Origin of the sequence: Bacillus sp. NH11B, from assembly GCF_001884205.1 — a bacterium.
Taxonomy (GTDB): Bacteria; Bacillota; Bacilli; order Bacillales; family Bacillaceae_G; genus Bacillus_A; species Bacillus_A proteolyticus.
This window is the reverse complement of the sequence record NZ_MAOG01000043.1, coordinates 24,856-44,604: the sequence shown is the minus strand read 5'-3', so window position 1 is coordinate 44,604 and position 19,749 is coordinate 24,856. Positions and strand designations below refer to the sequence as shown.

The window sequence follows — 19,749 nt, the reverse complement described above, 5'->3', positions numbered from 1 at the left end:
TGTTGATGATGATAAAGAGATTAGAAATCTTATCTCTGTATACCTGGAAAATGAAGGCCTAAAAACTCAAAAGGCAGAAGATGCTATAGAAGCTTTACAACTGTTAGAAGAAAAGGAATTTGATTTAATTATTTTAGATATTATGATGCCAAATATGGATGGTATTGAAGCTTGTATGAAGATTAGGGAAGAACGCAATATGCCTATCATTATGCTATCTGCTAAATCTGAGGATATAGACAAAATTCAGGGACTGGCCTCTGGTGCTGATGATTATTTAACAAAGCCGTTTAACCCATTGGAATTAATCGCTAGGGTAAAATCCCAATTAAGAAGATTTAAAAAATACAATACGTCAATCGAACATAATAAAAGCATACTAGAAATTGGTGACTTAACCATGAATACAGATACTCGTCAAGTATGGGTAAGGAGAAAAGAAACAAGACTAACTCCAAAAGAGTTTGATATTCTCGAACTACTTGCCCGCAACAAAGGGATTGTCCTGAGTGTAGCAAAAATATATGAAGCAGTTTGGAAAGAGGTTTTTTATAAATCAGATAATACTGTCATGGTGCATATTACAAAAATAAGAGACAAAATTGAAGAGGATTCTAAACATCCTATTTATATTAAAACTGTTTGGGGAATTGGATATAAAATATGAAGAATGTTAGTTTTAGAAATAAGATCATTATAAAACTTCTTGGTGCTGTAGCAGTTAGTTTTTTTATTGCGTTTGGTTTAACAATCCTTATGTTGCTATTCGTCATAGATCCATTATTTAAAAAACACGAAGAATTTGGTATGTTTGAATTCAATTTGTCACTGTTGTTCTTATTCGCGTTCGCAATCTTTAACTTTATAATAATTTTTTTGCTATTGGTTCGAAAGAAAATAGTATATTTGAAGCTCATTTCTGATAATGTGAATGATATCGCCAATGGAAAACTGGGTTTGACAATTGGGATTAAAGGGAAGGACGAATTGACCCAACTTGCTCAAAATATCAACTATATGTCCAAGGAATTGGAGAATACATTTGAACAAGAAAGACGATTAGAACGTACAAAAAATGAACTTATAACCAATGTATCTCATGACTTACGCACACCTTTAACATCTATTATTGGCTATATAGATTTATTAAAAAGAGGGCAATACAACAGTAAAACACAATTACAGGAATACCTTGAAACCACTTATTCAAAGTCACAGAGACTGAAATATTTAATTGATGAGCTGTTTGAATATACTCGTTTATCAGGCATAGATGCTAAGTTAAATCTTAACGAAGTTGATTTATCAGGTTTGTTGGAGCAAATAGTTGGAGAATACATTCCTATATTTGAAAAGGAAAGCTTAATCGTTCAAAAATCAATCACACAAGAAACAATACCTATCTTCATAGATGTAGAAAAAATGGTACGTGTATATGAGAATCTTTTTATGAATGCGATAAAGTACAGCATAAAACCATCCGAATTATCCGTATGTCTTGAACGAATAGATAATAAAGCGATTTTGAAAGTTTCAAATAAAGTTGAGAAACCACCTGTTAGCGATCCAAATAAGTTGTTTGAAAGGTTTTTCAGGGGGGACAAGGCAAGAAAAGATGACCAAGGAAATGGTCTGGGACTTGCTATCTCAAAAAGAATTGTTGAGCTTCATCATGGTAATATACATGCAGAATATAAAGATGGCTGGATGTCCTTTATCGTTGAGCATCCTATCAAATAGATTGGCTTATGGAATTACAGGTTCCATAAGCTTTTTTTATAAAAACTTAAGAATTCTTAAGGATTTTATAGGATGTTTCCTAATTTTCATAGTTTATCATGTATTCAAAGCGATGAGGAGAGAGGAGAAATGAATAAGGTAGATGCAACACGACTATTTTGTTTGGAGCAAATATGAATAACCCTTATTTTATAGAAATTAAAAAACAAACGTAGGAGGATATATATATGATAAAACCAGTTGTAGATGTAAAAAACATTCAAAAATTGTACGGTAAAAAAGGTGAGAATCAATCACACGCGTTAAAAGGTGTATCATTCTCAATACAAGAAGGAGAATTTGTTGGTATTATGGGCCCTTCTGGTTCTGGTAAAACAACATTATTAAATGTAATTTCAACGTTAGATACAGCAACGGGCGGCGTTGTTCAAATTGCAGGAACGGATATTACGAAAATGAAGCAAGGTGAACTTTCTGATTTCCGTTCACAAAAGTTAGGGTTCATTTTCCAAGACTTTAATTTATTAGAGAACTTATCTATTTATGAGAACATTGCACTTCCACTTTCACTTCAAGGTGTTTCATCTCGTAATATTGGAAAGAAAGTAGAAAAAGTAGCTGATATGTTAGGCATTACATCTATACTTCAAAAGTATCCTTCTGAAGTATCTGGTGGACAAAAGCAACGTTCCGCAGCAGCACGTGCGTTAGTTCATGAACCAGCAATTATTTTGGGAGACGAGCCGACTGGAGCTCTAGATTCTAAAAATGCAACGAGTTTACTTGATGCCATGACAAGCTTAAATAAAGAGCAAGGTGTTTCCATTATGATGGTTACGCATGACCCTTACAGCGCAAGTTACTGTCAGCGTATTTTATTCATTCAAGATGGTGAGTTATATAAAGAAATTCATCGCGGTGGTACCCGTGAAGAATTCTATAAAGAAATTTTAGACGTGCTTGCAAACTTAGGCACACAAAAAGCGTAAGGAAGGAAGTTCAATCATGTTATTTAAACTTTCCATGTCAGGGTTAAAAAGTAAGTTACAAGACTATATTGTCTTACTTGTTGGTTTGATTGTAGCTATTTCAACTTTTTATATGTTTCAAACGTTATCACTAAATAAAGCGTTCCTTAACTCCAATCCACATGCTGATACGGTTGCAATTGCATTCCAAATCGGTTCCTTTTTATTAGCGATTGTAACGTTTTTCTATATTTTATATGCAAATTCTTTCTTATCAGCTCTTCGCCAAAAAGAATTTGGCATGTACATGATGTTAGGGGCAAAAAGGTATAAAGTTACCTCACTTATGTTTATCGAAACAATCGTAATAGGTGCCGCATCTCTTGCAATTGGAATCACAGTTGGTATAGGGCTTGCAGAAGGTATTGGTAAGTTATTAATGAAGCAGTTGGAATTCTCTGGTGAAGGTTATAAAGCATTTTATATTCCATCTATGACTGTTACTTGCCTCTTTTTCTTTGCACTATTTATAGTATCAGCAATCATGAATAGTATGAAATTATCTCGTATTTCTGTACTGCAACTTGTACATGCAGATGCAAAAACAGAGCGTATCGCTGTAAAAGGAAAAATGACAGGTGTAGTTGCATTCCTTGGTCTGATTTTGCTAGGTATTGGGTATGCATCACTGATCCATATAGCACATTTACAGGAAAAAGAGCTATTAACCGTACCTAAATTCATGGGTATTGGATTAATCACAGCAACAGTCGGTACTTACATGTTATTTGGATCACTTCTCCCAGTTATGCTTAACAAGATAAAGAGTAATAAAAAACGTCGTGAAAAAGGACTGAATGCTTTTACTTTTGCACAATTGAATTTCCGAATTAATAGCCTAACACGGGTGCTTGCAACCGTAGCAATCCTAGTGGCTCTTGGCGCTGGTGGAATTGCGTGTGGTATGGCATTTGAAAATAACGTTCTAAAGACGACTGATAAAGAAAAAGTTTACGATTCAATCGTTCATAATCCAACAGCGGAAGAAAAGAAAATTTTGAATGGCATCTTATTTCAAGAGAAGTTTGAATATCGCTACAAAGTAGATGGTCAGTATGTATATTACATAAAAGAAGATGTTGAGAAAAATCGTCCATTAGCACAAGATAGTGAGAATGGGAAGAAGATGAAAGTTTCAGAGGAATTTCCTAAGGATGCATTTACATTGCCAAAACAGCTGTATAAACTGTATAACGATGATACGAAAACAAAACAATGGAAAGAAGCATTCTTCACAATCCAGCCAACTTATATGTATCCTGATCATCAAATAAAAATTATAGACTCAAACATATACGATAGTATGAAGGAAAAAGAAAATACTGTGTTTATTGGGAAAACAGATGATTTTGGAGCACACTTAAAAGAATGGAAAAAACTTGATGAATTACAGGTAGCGAAATATAAAAATGTGAAATCGGAAGAATTAGGTAGTACGTATCAAATGTATAATCTGAGTCATGGTTTGGCCAGTGGATTCATGTTTATGGGTTTCTTCGTTGGAATTGCATTTTTAGCAATGATGGCAAGTTGCTTAATGTTTAAAGTTCTGTCGGGAGCATCAAAAGATGTAACACGTTATCAAATGCTTCATAAAATTGGTGTCCGCCGAGAATTATTAACAAAATCAATTTATAAAGAGTTATTCTTCATATTTTTATTCCCAGCAATTGTGGGGATTACTCACATATTAGTTGGTATGAAGATGTTTAGCCCTCTTTTAATCGATCCGTACTCTCGCATTTGGTTACCACTTGTAATTTTTATAGTAATTTACTCGATGTATTATTGGATTACTGTTCAATTATTTAAAAGAATTGTACTCCCAAAAAAAGATTAATGTAATGCTGTTATTTATAAAAGGTATCAACAAAATCGGACCTGTTTGGCTGAATAAGTGTAAACAGGCGAAGTAACACCCTCGAACAATCGCGGGTGTTTTTTTATATTGTTTGAAATGGATAAAGAGCATAGTCTTTAATTACATATACCAATATGTTAAATAGCTAAATAATACAAACGGTATGAAGAAAAATTCTACTCTCTTCATACCGTTTTGCATTTGTTTATAAGTTTCATATGAAATTCGTGGGAAGATGGCAGCATTTCTTTTATAAATAAGACCCAAAAAACAGTCCTCCTGCCGAAGCAATTTTCCCATCAATAGGTCCACCATCTGGGAATCCTTTAGGTGCTTCTAGGCTTTAAGGTTCGTACATTACATTTCCACAATTTAAATTCAATGCTCCATAATTCTGACTACATAAAGCAGCACGACTACTTGGCTTTTCAACAAACCCATGTGCATATGCGCTTTGAGGAATCATTGTAATTGCTGTCACCCCTGCCGCTAAAACACAAGCACCAATTCCTTTTTTACTTTTTCTTAATCTTTCAAATTTAGATGTTAATTGTCCCCCCCAATATACTATTGTTATCGCTAATACAATAGCAATATATATCTAGATAAACGAACAAATCACTAATAAATATATTAATATCTCTCATACATTGGTACATTTATTATTATTTTTAATCTCATATAAAAATAAAATAAATACAATTACTCTATTTTGTAACATTATGTATTAAAAGAGGAATAAAAACCCCGATTAATTTTACGAAAAATTCAAACATTAAACCGAATAATTATATTTAACCTCATGTAAAAAAAACAATTTTAAAGTAAAAAAGTCTGGAAGAAACCGATTATATCAGTTTCTTCCAGACTTTCCACTTCTGTTATACAACATAAAAATACGTCATTTCCAAGGTTAAGTTCACACATAGTCTCTAAACCCTAAAAAAACAATAAATATTATTGTTATATTCTCATGGTTAATCCACACAAATCCTTTAATCTTAGAAATATACTCCTATAAAGGTCCACATAACTAATGTAATATATATTGATTAGCTTCTAGATGTTAAAACTCATAAATTAAAAGTACGAGGCAAATTAAAACAAGCGGTACAATAAGCTCATAAAATACTCCTACAAAGTCAAACTATACCCTAATTACCTATAAAATACCTAAGATATCCAACTTAACTTTATAGTCCTTGTTAATAGCCACCTTCTACCCTGGAATTCCTTATCATAAACTAATTATCAATAGATTGTTAATTCAGGGATTAACTTACAATTCATTTTCCCCTATCTCATACTAATAATTTATTATATTATTTTTACCTAATAAGGCACAGAAACAAAAGAAAAACTTCAGTGTGCTTGAGTTTTATTATAAATATAAACGTTTTTAGGGTTAAACGCTTAAAGGGTACTTTAGTACTGAGTTTTTATTAAATGTTCCTGTACCTAATATTTAAATTAGCGTATGTCAAAATATTTTACAATACAAGTGTTAAATGTTACACATTTCTATGTTTAATGATACATTTCATCAAAATACCTCCCCTTATCTTTATACTAAATACAGAAAATTAAGCTCGTTAGGATTTAATTTTAAAATCCTCATAATATCAAATAATAGATTAGGCACATAATTGTCACAAATTAATAGGTTATCTATTTTTTTTCACCTATGAAAACTTTATTACCACTTCAATATTTACTCCTAAACTAAAACACATCTATACCTACAATTACTTAACAATCTTTTAAATAATCTTTCAAAAAAGTTGATAGTTTTATATTTTTCATTTTTTTATTGTACATTTGTACAATTGATGTTAGGATTATGCCTAATAAAATTGAATCCTAACGATTCTTCTTTATAATTTCTATATTTTAATTGTTAAATAAAAATATAGATTCTGAAATACATTAAAAACCAGAACAAAAATGTCGTTATTTTACAATAATGTCGTGGAATACCTTTAGAATGGAAAGATATACGCAACAACGTGTTAAGGGGTTACAGGGGGAACAAAAATGAGAGACTTTTTTGATGATAAGTATAAAAATATTGAATTAAAAAGGAGGTTAATAAATTTAATAAGTGAAATTAGCGAATTCAAAGGAAAATTAGCTGCTTATCAGGAACAAAACCCTGACATATTTAATAGTTTAGAAAGAACTATACCACTACATTACATAAAAAATTTCACAACTATTTATGAGGATATAAAAGTTCCTAATAAAAGATTAAAAGAACTTATTTTAGATGATATAGTACCTCAAAATATTTCGGAAGATGCTATTTTTTGTTATTATCAAACACTTTCTTTTGTACATAAAAACTCCTGTACTTTATTAATCAATCCAGCAACTATACAGGAATTACATTTTCAACTAATACATTACATTACCTCTGACAGTGCCAAATGGCGTGAAAAGCCTTTTATTATTCCAGGTATTCCAGAACATGGAATGCACTTGAATAGTTACCGCATTCTTCCGCATGAACTTATTCCACAGTTTATGAAGCAATTATGTGATCAATACAACTCATTAAATACTAGTAAAGGGCTACATTCGCTTTTATTAATAGCTCGTTTTATATTAAATTTTTATTGCATAGTCCCTTTCAATCAAGGTAATGGCAGGCTGGCATTTATGTTAATGCAATTGTTGTTAATTAAGAGCGGACATACATTTGTAAAATATGTATGTTTGGATAAATATATTAAGAAAAATGAATCTGATTATTACAATTCGATTTATAAATCTTCGGTGAATTGGTACTGCGAGGAACATAATATTAGCTTTTGGTTAAAAACGTTTTTAACAATTATATTAGAGGCTTACAAAGATCTTCATAACACAGTTCTAGATTCTATATGTAAACATACTAAAGTTGAGAGAATTCAGGATTTTATACTTAAACAAAAACAACCCTTTACTAAGGAGAGTATTCGTAACACTTATCCAGACATTGCAGAGAGTACAATCAGTAAGGCTTTAAATTCCTTGCAATTGTTTGGCCATATTAAGCTAGTTACAAAAGGAAGAAACGCAAAGTGGACTAAAGTTTGACCATACTTTTAAAACTCTTACGGTTCAAAAATTCAATTATAACTTTATCAATGATTTTCATGACTTTGGACTCAAATTCATTGAATTTCATTTTAATTTTAGGCTATTATTACTACAAAACATTTTATAGGAAAAGGTAAGTTTTCCTCCACCTTTTCCTATAAAATTATTATATTTAAACACAGAAAATTTGTCGGAAAAAGTCGTATTTTAATATTTTTTCTTTATTTTCTGGTTGTAAACGTTTCAATTTCATGTTACCATCTTAATCAAACAATAGATGGTAATAAAAATGAAAGTATTTCTTTCCCTTAGAAACATATAAACGTACGGTAATATCAAGAAAATAAGGCCAAAGAAATATTTGATACCTACTAAAATAACCAATAGGAATTTTGCACGTTATTTTTTCTGTTAATTCTGAAAAAATCATTTTGTCCCTAAACAAAATTTGTTAGCGTCCAAAATTCAAATACACTAAAGCACCCAAATAAATGTAATGTCTTTTTAATCGAGCATTAAGGTATGAAAAAAGAATTCTTCTGATTAACTTAAAGACATTTAAATTACTACCTTAATTGCCATCTATTGTTGAGAAAATAGGTTGTGTTGCAAAGTTAAAAAAACATACACTTGTTTACAAAATAAGGTTATAGTTTAAGCAGTTATGAATAATTGCTGTAGTTCATTGTACGTCGAAAAAACGAAGTTTGGTTGGTGCAAACTTCGTTTTCGTTTATATAGCGCATGGATGGTTTCAATACCTTTCAAGGTACGTGAAGCATGGCGAAGAGTTTGAAATCCAGAAGATTTGACAAAGCGCCGCTTTACATGTCGATGATCTTGTTCAATCAGGTTATTGAGGTGCTTGACGGTACAATGTTTCGTACTTCCTTAAAAGCCGTTCTTTTTCAGTTTTTTGAACGCACAAAGTAAGGCGGGAGCCTTGTCTGTAGTAAGAACCGTTGTTTCTCCAAAGATTTTGACGAGTCGTTTCATAAACATATAAGCCGCTTGATGATCGCGTGTTTTACGAATTTGAAAATCAAGCGTATGTCCATCGTTATCCACTGCACGATATAGATAGCACCATTCTCCTTTGACTTTGATATAGGTTTCATCTAAATGCCATAATAATTGAGCAGTTTTATTTTTCTTTTTCCAGATTTGATAAATCAAATTGCCATATTCATGGACCCAACGCATGATTGTTGTAGGGTGCACGGAAATTCCTCGTTCCCGTAGGATTTCAGATACATCACGATAGCTTAAAGAAAAACGACAGTAATAGCCAACAGCTACCAAAATAATATCTTTTTTGAATTGTTTTCCTTTAAAATAGCCCATACATGATGCTCCTCAAATCATTTTCCTTACATTTTAACTTCGCTTAGAAATCTTTGCAACACAACCCCGATGCGCTTCGTTAAGAGGCGTGCTAGCTTCTGGTTTATCTATTATGACTTAAGTAGTTTAGTTGGCAATTATTTTTATGAAAATTTAAAACTAACCTAAAAAGGCTTGTAGCAGATACTATCACTTTTTCAAATCAATACAAGATTAATTGGAATTTGCTTCATTTATGCTTTTCTAAAAATTTGATTATACGACGATATACATGTATCTCATTTTCTTTCTTTGAAAATCCATGTCCCTCATCGTCTAGTACAAGGTATTCTACATCCACCGCTTTATCCTTAAGAGCTTGGAAAATTCGATCCGACTCCGATTTTACAACTCGAGGGTCATTTGCCCCTTGTATGATAAGAAGCGGTTTATTCATTTGATGTAAATATGTGATTGGCGAATCTTTTCTAAGCTTATCTTTGTCTTTCTTAACATCACCAATTAAATTAACTGCAAGTGGCTTCCAATTCTCAGGCATAGATTCTATAAAACTAAATAAATCACTAGGGCCAAAAATATCTACGGCTGCACGGAAATACTCTGAATGACGCCCGTAGAGTAATAAAGTCATATACCCTCCATAACTACCGCCCACAACGAATAATTTATTAGGAGTTGAAATACCCTGCTTAAATAGCCATTCTATTCCTGCTACACAATCTAATCGAGGGGCTTCTCCCCAATCACCTTCAATCATTTTCGTAAATGTTGAACCATACCTTGTACTACCTCTAAAGTTTGGAGCGAAAATAGTATAACCTTGCCCTAATAAATATTGAAACATTGCTCTGAACTTTTTCGTCTCGGCACTTTGTGGACCACCATGAGGCCAGAATATAGTATATCCATTTTGCACTCCTTTTTTAGCTTGGAATAACAATGCTTCTATGATTAACCCATCAAACGAAGAATACGTAACAACATCAGGCTCCACAAGAGTATCTTCTGAAAGCCCAACTACATGGTTTCTAGTCAAAGCTATCCATTCGATACTATCAGACTCCTTACAGTAGATATTCGCTGTTTTCGTCGCACTTTCACCCAATAAGTATAAGTTTCCAGACTTAGCGACATGAATTTGTTTGATCGTATCTACTGGAGTATCTAATAAAGTTAATTCCTGCTTACCCCATTCAAATCTATATAATTTATCGGTAACACCTTTGGCAGTAACAATGTAACAAGTTGCTGATCCTGGGTGCCATTTTATATCAGATATGTCTTCACCTTCTATTTTGCAAATTGGCTTGAATTTCTTTTCATTCAAATCAAAAGAAGCTACATAGGAAAACTCCTCTTCATAATTTGTAACAAAAATCACTGTATTTTCATCGACATAACAAACGGATGCTATGGTGTGCTCTAGCTCGCTGGAAGGTACTATACAAATGAATTCTTCTCCACTTTTCACATATCCTACATTATATGTATTACTATATGACTTTAAGACAATGTAATTTGTTTCATTCGGGCTCACTGCCTCCACATATGTAGGTGTCTCTGTACCGGTAAACAGGAGAGTATCTTCTTTTGTACGTATATTATAACAACGTGAGTTTAAGAACCTTGGGTTATCTTTACTTGTGACATAGTATAGTCTTTCTCCATCCGCTGTTAAATGCACATAATAATCTTTTTCTTTCTCTCCTGCCGGAATCAACTCAAGCAATTCTCCACCCACTGGTTTCAATGCATAAATATGATAGTTTTCATCTCCATCTTTATCAAATCCAGCTAAAATAAATCTATTCGAGGGATCTATTTTAATAAAATTACTTGGTTGATTACAATATGTTAAGGGATAAGGGTATAAATTAGGTAAATCTATCGACCATAAATTAAAATGCCCATTTAAGTTTGTATTGAAAAGTAATCTTCTTTCATCTTCACTCACCGTAAAATCACTAATACTATATGACCTGAAAAATTGCTCAGCATTTTCTTTCGGAAATTGAATCATATTACATCCTCCATCCTATTTTGCATTAGAAAATTCAGAAATAAATATATATTATTATTCGCCGTTCCCATATATACCCCTTTTGACTTTCATTAAGTTCACTTTTATTTTCTAGTCACACTCTCATATGAATAGCATAAAAAGAAAGGGCAAGTTCTCACAGTAAGAGTTTGCTCTTTCTTGTATATTTAGAATATAATTGTATTCTATTATAATGTATTATAGATTTATATAGTAAGGTTTAAAACACCTAATAGAAAATATATTTGATTAAATAAGAAAGGAGGGGTAGTTATGTTGAAACAAGGATGGAGTAAGTTTAAACGTAAGTGTAAATCCCCTAAAGACTGTTTACGAAAAGCTTTAGACTTTATTTTTAGCGAAATCATATGGGATTCTATTTTCAAAGTTTTCCTTAAACTGTTATGGGCGTTTAAAGGTATGGGAAAAGGTTTGAAACGCCTAATAGATAGCATATTTACATAATTTTCGTTATTGGAAGTATACTTAAGACCATCTTTAACTTAATAGGAGTCTAAAAAGTCCTCTAGTTTGTTTAACTGGAGGACTTTTTATCACTTTTTTGTTTTATTTTTTCTCACTAATTTTAAGCCGTTTTGCATTTATGAAAAATGCGCTTCCAATTATGAATATAACGGAAGAGATATACATTGTTATCCCTGAGTATTTATTATCGAATATTGTAATATCAAGTAAATTAATGAACATTATCAATATAAGTGATATGTACAATCCATTAATATATTTCACTTATGCCCCCCCTTTTACTATATTTTTTTCTTTTCTTTTTCATCTCTTTTTTTCGGTAACTCCTATGTGATAAATAGTGGTTTCTAAAGGCATTATTTATTACATCCTTTTTCCCTATTTTACCATTTGAGAGAGGTGATATGTTGTATGATTTTAGTTGTATATTGTATACATGATTAGTTAACATAACGTCTCATTATCAGCAGCGAAGAAAAAGACGAATCCCTACTCTCACAAGGGAATCGTCTTTTTTTGGGTAGCGTCACATTGCTATCTAGCTAAGAAATACAAATACCTCCAAAACGAGAAAATGTACATTTTTTTAGTTTTGGAGGTTATAAAATCCTTAAGTTGATGGGCATGTGGCGGTACCCTATGCCCATGTGCAGGGACATCAAATAGATTTTTCGAAACTCGAGGAAGTTTTACAATCGATATTTGAGTGTATGGTAAAACATGCAGACTTTTATAAAACCATGTTTGGGCCTCATGGCATTCATGACTTCAACCTACAAATGCAGCAGACTATTATGGATAATCTTGAACGAAATTACATTGAGCTTAAAATTGGAGAACATGACTCAGATATTCCAAAGGATATGGTATTACGTTTCTTCACTTCCTGTGTTGTTGGGATGGAAATTTGGTGGCTTCAAAATGACATGAAATATTCACCAAAATATACTGCACAACAGTTAGTGAAGCTTATGACTAAAGGACCCTTTTGTGCAGTAGGTTTTACTTTTTTTAATGAGCGCTAGAAAGAGCAACTATACCAGGAATTGCAAAGGGTTCTGGTGCAAAAATAATCATCTTTGAAAAAATCAATAAATGATTTTTTCAAAGATGATTAATATGTTCTAAACTTTTATTCTATATAAAAGTAATTTTTACTTTTCTGTAATATTTACAAATTCAACGGCTCCCTTACCCTCAGTACCTAAAGCCGTATTCACTTTATCTATTTCTTTACTTAATTCTGGTGCTTTCCCTTGATTGAGTAAATTATGATTCCCAAAAGATTTATTAAAAGATAGAATCTGTCTAGTTTTTTCTTTCCCATTTATTTCTTTAAATAATGTATCATCTACAATTAATAGGATTTTGTTGGATCCGCCACGATATGGAGATAGCCATACATCCCCTTCGTATTGAGTACTCATTTTTTTCCCATCATATGTTATTTCTTTTAAGTCCTTATATTCTTTATTTGCAAATATGATAGTTTCATCTTTTTCTATTTTTGGTAACGAATCAAGAGGGACTGAAGATAGGAGCCCCTCGTTATTATCCCTTTCACGAATAAGTCCCTTTTTATTCATTTTTTCAGCAGTTGTTCTACTAATAAATAGTAAATCACTAGTAGCAGTATCCATAGAATCCCCAAATTTAGTCGGTAGCTTTATGTCAAGCTTATTATTATCTATAGTCCCTTCTTTTAATTGATATAGGTCTTGTGAGGTTGTTATATCTTTGTATGAGTCAATTATAGAATTTCTTGTCTGTTCATTTAACTGCTCTACCTCTATTGAAAGCCCATTTGCCGGGGAGTTTTTTGCACCAAAGAATGAACATGCTCCTAACACGGTAATCGAAATACCAGCTACTATTAATAACCCAAGTCTTTTTTTCATCCTATATTCTCCTTCTTTTTATTATTTTTGAATTAAAAAATCGTTTTATACATTTTTTTCAAGTATTGAGAACGAACAAAGTAAAAGTATATAATTTGCAAAACTAAGAAACAAACCAATACTATAACGGAACTACCCAAGACTGAAAAATTAGCTAACTTTTGTAAGGCCATAAAAGCAACTGTACTATGTATAATCGCTATTGCAATTGGTAAAAAGAATAACAATGCAAGTTGACGTGACACAATTTTCTTTAATTCAGGTTTACTTAAACCAACTTTTGCTATCATTTTATATTGCTGCTGATTTCGTTCTAAGTCTGTATATAATCGGAAATATAAAAAGCTTGCAGCAAACGTAAAGAAAACAATGCCTATTAATACACTCATGATGGATGCAAGTCCAAAACCTTGTTTCATCACTATCCATGTAGATATTAAAGAAGAAAATTTATATTGTTCGTTGTATAATACAGGCTCATGTATACCTTCATTATCTTTCTGAAGAGTAGTCACGATTTTTTCAGCAACTTTTTTCGTTTTCTCCCAATCCTTCACAATAAAACCATTAATGGTGGATTCACCACGGTAATTCTCTGGATCCACTATCATTTGATTATATATAGCGTCTGGTATAATAATTGTCGTTATGTTTGTATCTTGTAGTTCTTTTGGCGTTAGTGTTTTATTTACATGCATATCTATTTTTATATTTCTATGCGACAATCGAAAGTTATTTTGATTAGATTTTGTATTAGTTACATTTCTTGAAGGTATGACAAAACTATCATTTTCACCTTTTAAGCTTTCTTTTTCAAAACCAAATGCCTCAGCTAACTTATTATAATCACTTATTTTTATAACGCTTAATAATACATTACTGTTATAAAGGCTATCTGGAATTTGTTTTATTGAATAAGCTACTTGTTTGAATTTAAACCCACCATTATTGAGTTCGCTTTCTATTTTTTTTAGATGCTCTTTTTCTAAAGGATTATTATTATTATAGGACTGATAAGAAAATGCAAAGGGACTATTCGATTCAGCCATTGATGGGTTACCTAATCCCATACAAGTTCCAACTGCAGTGAAGGCAACGGCAGATATAATAGTGACCATAAAAAACATTTTTGCATTATCTTTTAATTGATACACTAAATCTGAGATGGTGAGTATGTTTGTTTTCTTAAAGAAAATATTTTCCCTTTTCTTTAATGCACGTAACACATATACACTGAGCTGTGTAAATAAGAAGTACGTTCCAAGTACAACAAAGCTCACCCCTGTCGCCATCATGAATAATACATATTTCATATCCTTGTATTGAATTGCATTAACACTATGGAATACAGCCGTATATCCTAATCCAATACAAATAAGTGCGAATAAAGACAGCCAAAAGGATGATTTGGGTTCAGGCTTTGGCTTTTCTTCTGCTTTTATTAATTCTACTAATTGCTCTACATTTACTAGTCGAGAAGTGAAAAGTGAAATAAATAAAAATAATAAGAAGAAAGCTCCAAATGTTATTCCAATTGCTTTAAAGGGCATGTAAAATGGGAGTCCTTTATCAATCATTAGCAGATTGTTGCTCATAATTAAGATAAACTTAGAGAACGCCATTCCAATTGTAATTCCTGTTAAAATAGAAGCGATTCCAATTATTGTATTTTCAATAAATATTAATTTATTCAGCTGTGAACGTGACATCCCATGTAGCATTAGAATTCCAAAATCTTTTTTTCTTGTTTTTAAAAATGCACTTACAGAATATAGGATAAAGAAGAATGAGAAGAAAAATATTAACCCCTGCGATATCTGTAATCCTGACTTTGCAAATGTATTGATTGTTACACTGGCAGCAAGATCGCCTTGTAAATTAGGATGAAATGCAAGTAATGCATAAGTAAAGAAAATCATAATAGCAAACGTACTACTTAAAAAATGAGCCAAATATGTTCGTTTACTTCGAATGACGTTATTAAATGCGAACTGTCGAAAAGTCATTTGCATTTCCTCCTAATAATGCTAAAACCTCTAGAATTTTTTGATAGAATACTTTGCGATTATCTCCACAATAAATCTCATTGTATAACTGTCCATCTTTGATAAACACAATGCGATCACAATAACTTGCAGCCATTGCATCATGTGTCACTAACATCATCGTTGTGCTATTTTCTTTATTAAGCTTTGTCAATAATTCCATCACATCACTAGCAGATTTTGAATCCAGATTTCCTGTAGGCTCATCCGCAAGTAATAATTTCGGATTATGAATAGTAGCTCGTGCGATTGCTGTTCTTTGTGCTTGCCCACCAGAAATTTCATACGTACGTTTATCTAATATTTCAGTTATCCCTAGTTTTTCAGCAATAGCTTCCACTTTCCCTTCCATTTCTCTAGGGCTTACACCATCAAGCGTAAGTGGAAGAACAATATTTTCTTTCACTGTCAGTGTATTAAGGAGATTAAATGATTGAAAAACAAACCCTAGTTCACGTCTTCGAAATAAAGACAACTGATCTGGAGATAACAGATATGGATTTTCTCCATGAATTAATACTTCTCCTGATGTTGGAGCATCTATAGTAGACACCATATTTAATAGCGTTGTTTTACCACTCCCAGATGGTCCCATAATTCCTACAAATTCACCTTTGTTTATTTTTAAATCAATATGGGATAACGCTGTATAAGAAATTTTCCCAGGATAAACTTTCCCTAAATCTGAAACATGTAGTATCTCCACAAATATTTCACCTTCCATTTCTCTTTTCGATACATGAAGTGTAACCTATACTTAGTATGTCTCATATCGATTTCCCTAACATTTATCTAACAAGTTTGTAAGATTCAAAAGAAAAAACCGATGAAAAGTCTACCTTTCATCGGTTAACGAGATGCATATGGGAATACGATTCTAACTTTTGTTCCCTTACCTACTTCAGATTCTAGCTCAATCTTATGATTTAATTTTTCACATACTTCTTTAACAGGTTTTGTTTTCTTTAAAATTAGAATCTTTCGCGAATGAATCTACAATTCGAACTTTCTTCCAATATATTCCCATACGCCATATCCATTCTAAAGGTCCCATTCTGAAGTACTTTAACCATATGTTACTATAAATAATTTGTATAACAATAATGGATAGACCGATACCTAAATAGGTTAAGAATGAGAATTTCCCATTTTCTAAATAGTCAAAAACAATAGATGTGTGCACTATAAAGTTTGACATAGACATTCGGCCAAATGCGATTAAACATGAGAACATACTTCTTACCATGGGAATCATACTTAAAATAGTAAAGCAAACAATATAAAATAGGGGCAGTACGAAAGAACTAAAATTATTCATCCAGCCATAAGAATAGTATGTTAAAAAGAAAAGGAGGACTAAACCTGTTACAAGTAATACCTTATATCGTTGTAGGTGATTGAAAAAAGATACTTGTCCTAAAAATATCCCTAAAATAACCATTGAAAACCCACTTAACATGCTTACTAAAGATACAATTTGATTATTAGTTGATTCACCTTCAATTAAAACCATGTCACGTGTGAACCAAATTAATATTGCAATAGCGATAAAAACGATAATGTTAATCTTCGGTGGTATATACTGAAATACAAATCCTATTAGCCCATAAATTGCATACATAATAAATAATCCACCGGCAGGGACCCCTACAAATGTACATGTAACACCAATTAATAACAGGATAATAAAACGCCGGATATATATTAAATTTGCCCTTTCACCCCTCTTCTTTAAATTTGACATTAATAATGCAGAAGATAAGCCTAGAAGGAACATAAATATATAAATAAATTTGGATACCATGAAAGTGTAAACGAAAGAGCTAAAATAAGGATGGGCATCAGCGCTCACCATACTCGTGTTTTGAAATATATTTGTAAAAGTAATGCCTATAAGCGCAAATCCCCGTAAATAATCAACTATTTCAATACGTTGCTTTTGTATCATAATTCCTTTCTCCTTTCAGTTTTGATTCTACATACAATGTACATATTTCATTGGATTTTTCCTATCGATTTCCCTAACATTTATCTAACAAGTTTGTAAGATTCAAAAGAAAAAACCGATGAAAAGTCTACCTTTCATCGGTTAACGAGATGCATATGGGAATACGATTCTAACTTTTGTTCCCTTACCTACTTCAGATTCTAGCTCAATCTTATGATTTAATTTTTCACATACTTCTTTAACAAGATATAATCCCATTCCCGTAGACTCTTTAAATTTCCTACCATTTTCTCCTGTATAAAATGGATTGAAAACACGTGGTAAATCAGCAGTAGGAATGCCCACTCCATAATCTCTTACTTCCAAAATAATTGCTCGTCCTTTTGAATACGCCGATACTATTACTTTCTCTTTCTTACTTGATGAATATTTAATTGCATTTGACAGCACTTGATTGAGTATAAATCGAAACCATTTCTTATCTGTTTCTACAATAAGACTCGGATCTACCTTTACCTCTGGATACACATAACTACGTATAAACAGACGTTTATTTTCATGAATAACAGAATCAATCATTCCTAATATTCGCAATCTGTCTACATGAAAATCCTGTTCAAATGTTTCTAAACGAGCAACATATAAGACCATTTCCAATCCTTTTTTGATTCTTTCCGTTTCTTCATTAATACTGTCAAATCGAGAGTCATCTGCATCTTGTGTAATTAACTCAATAACAGAAAGAGGTGTTTTCATTTGATGAACCCATTGATTCATAAAAGTCATTTGTTCTTGTTGTTTTCGTTCCCATTTTTTTAATTGGTTTTGATAATATTGATATTGAGTTTGTAGTAATTTATCTAAGGCCATTGATAATGGAGTCAAATCACTATCTTTTATTGACTCATTTAAAGTTTCCATTGGTGTTGATAGACGCTTGTAGAATGAACGATGACTATAATAACGATATATTAGATAACCTATTAATAAAAAAACACCCAAAAATACAGAATATAATGCTGTCAAAATATGTGGATAACCATCAAACCAATATATAAAAAGAATGATAAGCAATTGGGCAAATGTATAACAAATGAGTGGAATATGTTCTTCTAAAAATAATTTCATTATTCCTTTCCTTCCTTCTCCCAAGTAGCATGCAAACGATATCCAGCACCACGAACTGTCTCCAGTGCGTTTTCAATACCTAAATCTTGCAACTTCCTTCTAATTCTCCCTATATTTACACTCAATGTATTCTCGTCTATATATGAACTATCCCATAGTTGTTCTAAAATCACTTCACGTTTTACAAGGAGTGGAGACTTTGTTATCAATATTTCCAATAAAGATGTTTCTTTTCTAGTAAGTATAATTATCTTATCTTCTAGTTGAAGTTCCATTCTTTCTGGGAACAGGAATAATCCTGATTGCTCAACTATTCGTTCTTTTACTTTAGGAGCATATTCACCGTATGCCCTTCTAAGCTGACTACGGATTTTAGACATTACAACTTCATAATAAAAAGGTTTCGTAATGTAGTCATCACCACCATTTTCTAAAGCCATAACTTGATCCATTTCTCCACTCCTTGCAGATAGAAATACAATTGGACATGTAGAAATAGCTCGTATTTGACGACACCAATAATAACCGTCAAAATTAGGTAAATTTACATCTAATAGCACTAAATCTGGTTTTATCTCTTGAAATGTTTCTAAGATATTTTCAAAATCCTCTATAATAACACTTTGGTATCCATATTTTTTTATATGAGTTCCCAGTAATTCAGCGATTTTCATATCATCTTCTACAATCATGATTGTATTCATTTCGTAATCTCCTTTAATTTAGGTGTAATTTTTAAAGTTCGTTTAGTGTTTTATATTTTATTTATTTAAAAAAGATGATATCTTATATCCCCCCTAAAATGCAATAAGTATCCATTAAAGTGTATATTTATTGTTTCTAAATTAATAAACGTAATAGAGATGGTATCCATCTTTTTTTCTTTACTTAAAATAGTATGTTAATTCTCCAATTGGATGAGTAGAATATAATTGAAAAAGCACCCTGTTTACAGGGCGCTTCATTAGATACAATATCCATTTTACATATTAACTAAAAAACTTATAAATTTTATACCCATTAGGGCTATCTAAAAGGGGTAAGACTATGATTCCTTTTTTTGAGCCAAGAAGATCAAAATAAATCGGAACAAATACATATTAACCTTGATATATTTTTAACATTCTAAATGTGCATAGCCAACCACAA

At 31.8% G+C, this 19,749-nt stretch carries 15 protein-coding genes and 4 pseudogenes; 7 read left to right on the top strand and 12 right to left on the bottom strand.

Annotation, left to right across the window (positions count from 1 at the left end):
• The 4 genes from BAU27_RS08150 to BAU27_RS08135 all read left to right on the top strand — a co-directional run.
• Nucleotides 1-667: response regulator transcription factor (locus tag BAU27_RS08150; RefSeq protein WP_139254622.1), on the top strand; the 667-nt coding region annotated here is incomplete at its 5' end.
• Nucleotides 664-1,740, top strand: coding sequence for a HAMP domain-containing sensor histidine kinase (locus BAU27_RS08145; protein WP_071770602.1), 1,077 nt, complete (start codon nucleotides 664-666; stop codon nucleotides 1,738-1,740). The genes BAU27_RS08150 and BAU27_RS08145, both read left to right, overlap by 4 nt.
• Before the next feature lie 227 nt (nucleotides 1,741-1,967).
• Nucleotides 1,968-2,729 carry an ABC transporter ATP-binding protein gene (locus BAU27_RS08140; protein ID WP_071770601.1) on the top strand — a complete coding sequence of 254 codons (762 nt, stop codon included), beginning with the start codon at nucleotides 1,968-1,970 and terminating at the stop codon, nucleotides 2,727-2,729.
• Between the two features lie 16 nt (nucleotides 2,730-2,745).
• Nucleotides 2,746-4,608 (top strand): FtsX-like permease family protein, encoded by a 1,863-nt coding sequence (locus tag BAU27_RS08135; RefSeq protein WP_071770600.1) that lies wholly within the window; start codon nucleotides 2,746-2,748, stop codon nucleotides 4,606-4,608.
• A gap of 141 nt (nucleotides 4,609-4,749) precedes the next feature.
• Here the strand turns inward: BAU27_RS08135 and BAU27_RS32265 are convergent, their stop codons facing one another.
• Together BAU27_RS32265 and BAU27_RS08130 are read right to left on the bottom strand one after the other, a co-directional pair.
• Nucleotides 4,750-4,896 (bottom strand): hypothetical protein, encoded by a 147-nt coding sequence (locus BAU27_RS32265; RefSeq protein ID WP_175546529.1) that lies wholly within the window; start codon nucleotides 4,894-4,896, stop codon nucleotides 4,750-4,752.
• Nucleotides 4,892-5,200, bottom strand: a pseudogene (locus BAU27_RS08130) (lytic polysaccharide monooxygenase); the annotation flags it as partial. The gene BAU27_RS32265 and the pseudogene BAU27_RS08130, both read right to left, overlap by 5 nt.
• Before the next feature lie 1,463 nt (nucleotides 5,201-6,663).
• On the opposite strand from BAU27_RS08130, the gene BAU27_RS08125 reads away from it, so the two are divergent.
• Nucleotides 6,664-7,707 (top strand): Fic family protein, encoded by a 1,044-nt coding sequence (locus tag BAU27_RS08125; RefSeq protein ID WP_071745307.1) that lies wholly within the window; start codon nucleotides 6,664-6,666, stop codon nucleotides 7,705-7,707.
• Nucleotides 7,708-8,364: 657 nt separating this feature from the next.
• On the opposite strand, the pseudogene BAU27_RS08120 reads toward BAU27_RS08125, so the two are convergent.
• Nucleotides 8,365-9,054, bottom strand: a pseudogene (locus BAU27_RS08120) (IS6 family transposase).
• 229 nt (nucleotides 9,055-9,283) lie between these two features.
• Nucleotides 9,284-11,074: a S9 family peptidase gene (locus tag BAU27_RS08115; protein ID WP_071745308.1), complete on the bottom strand. Its 1,791-nt coding sequence runs from the start codon at nucleotides 11,072-11,074 to the stop codon at nucleotides 9,284-9,286.
• A 294-nt stretch (nucleotides 11,075-11,368) separates the two neighbouring features.
• On the opposite strand from BAU27_RS08115, the gene BAU27_RS08110 reads away from it, so the two are divergent.
• A complete protein-coding gene (locus BAU27_RS08110) occupies nucleotides 11,369-11,560 on the top strand; it encodes a hypothetical protein (protein WP_071770599.1) in 192 nt (63 codons plus the stop codon).
• 102 nt (nucleotides 11,561-11,662) lie between these two features.
• Here BAU27_RS08110 and BAU27_RS08105 read toward each other — a convergent pair whose 3' ends face one another.
• Nucleotides 11,663-11,845 carry a hypothetical protein gene (locus BAU27_RS08105; protein ID WP_071745310.1) on the bottom strand — a complete coding sequence of 61 codons (183 nt, stop codon included), beginning with the start codon at nucleotides 11,843-11,845 and terminating at the stop codon, nucleotides 11,663-11,665.
• Between the two features lie 368 nt (nucleotides 11,846-12,213).
• On the opposite strand from BAU27_RS08105, the pseudogene BAU27_RS08100 reads away from it, so the two are divergent.
• Nucleotides 12,214-12,606 (top strand): annotated as a pseudogene (locus tag BAU27_RS08100) (TetR-like C-terminal domain-containing protein); the annotation flags it as partial.
• 129 nt (nucleotides 12,607-12,735) lie between these two features.
• Here the strand turns inward: BAU27_RS08100 and BAU27_RS08095 are convergent.
• From BAU27_RS08095 to BAU27_RS08070, 7 genes and pseudogenes are all read right to left on the bottom strand, one after another.
• Nucleotides 12,736-13,479, bottom strand: a complete 744-nt coding sequence (locus BAU27_RS08095; protein ID WP_071770597.1) for a lipoprotein BA_5634 family protein — start codon at nucleotides 13,477-13,479, stop codon at nucleotides 12,736-12,738.
• Between the two features lie 32 nt (nucleotides 13,480-13,511).
• The gene (locus tag BAU27_RS08090) at nucleotides 13,512-15,485 is read right to left on the bottom strand and encodes an FtsX-like permease family protein (protein WP_071770596.1); all 1,974 of its coding nucleotides are present in this window, start codon (nucleotides 15,483-15,485) and stop codon (nucleotides 13,512-13,514) included.
• Complete coding sequence (locus BAU27_RS08085) at nucleotides 15,460-16,230, bottom strand: ABC transporter ATP-binding protein (RefSeq protein WP_071770595.1); 771 nt, start codon at nucleotides 16,228-16,230, stop codon at nucleotides 15,460-15,462. Before BAU27_RS08085 ends, BAU27_RS08090 begins: the two co-directional genes overlap by 26 nt.
• A 143-nt stretch (nucleotides 16,231-16,373) precedes the next feature.
• Nucleotides 16,374-16,475, bottom strand: a pseudogene (locus tag BAU27_RS32830) (sensor histidine kinase); the annotation flags it as partial.
• On the bottom strand, nucleotides 16,471-17,472 hold the full coding sequence (locus BAU27_RS08080; RefSeq protein ID WP_071770594.1) for a DUF418 domain-containing protein: 1,002 nt from the start codon (nucleotides 17,470-17,472) through the stop codon (nucleotides 16,471-16,473). The pseudogene BAU27_RS32830 and the gene BAU27_RS08080, both read right to left, overlap by 5 nt.
• 141 nt (nucleotides 17,473-17,613) lie before the next feature.
• Complete coding sequence (locus BAU27_RS08075; RefSeq protein WP_071770593.1) at nucleotides 17,614-18,600, bottom strand: sensor histidine kinase; 987 nt, start codon at nucleotides 18,598-18,600, stop codon at nucleotides 17,614-17,616.
• A complete protein-coding gene (locus BAU27_RS08070) occupies nucleotides 18,600-19,304 on the bottom strand; it encodes a response regulator transcription factor (protein WP_071770592.1) in 705 nt (234 codons plus the stop codon). The genes BAU27_RS08075 and BAU27_RS08070 overlap by 1 nt, the downstream gene beginning before the upstream one ends.
• Between the last annotated feature and the right edge of the window lie 445 nt (nucleotides 19,305-19,749).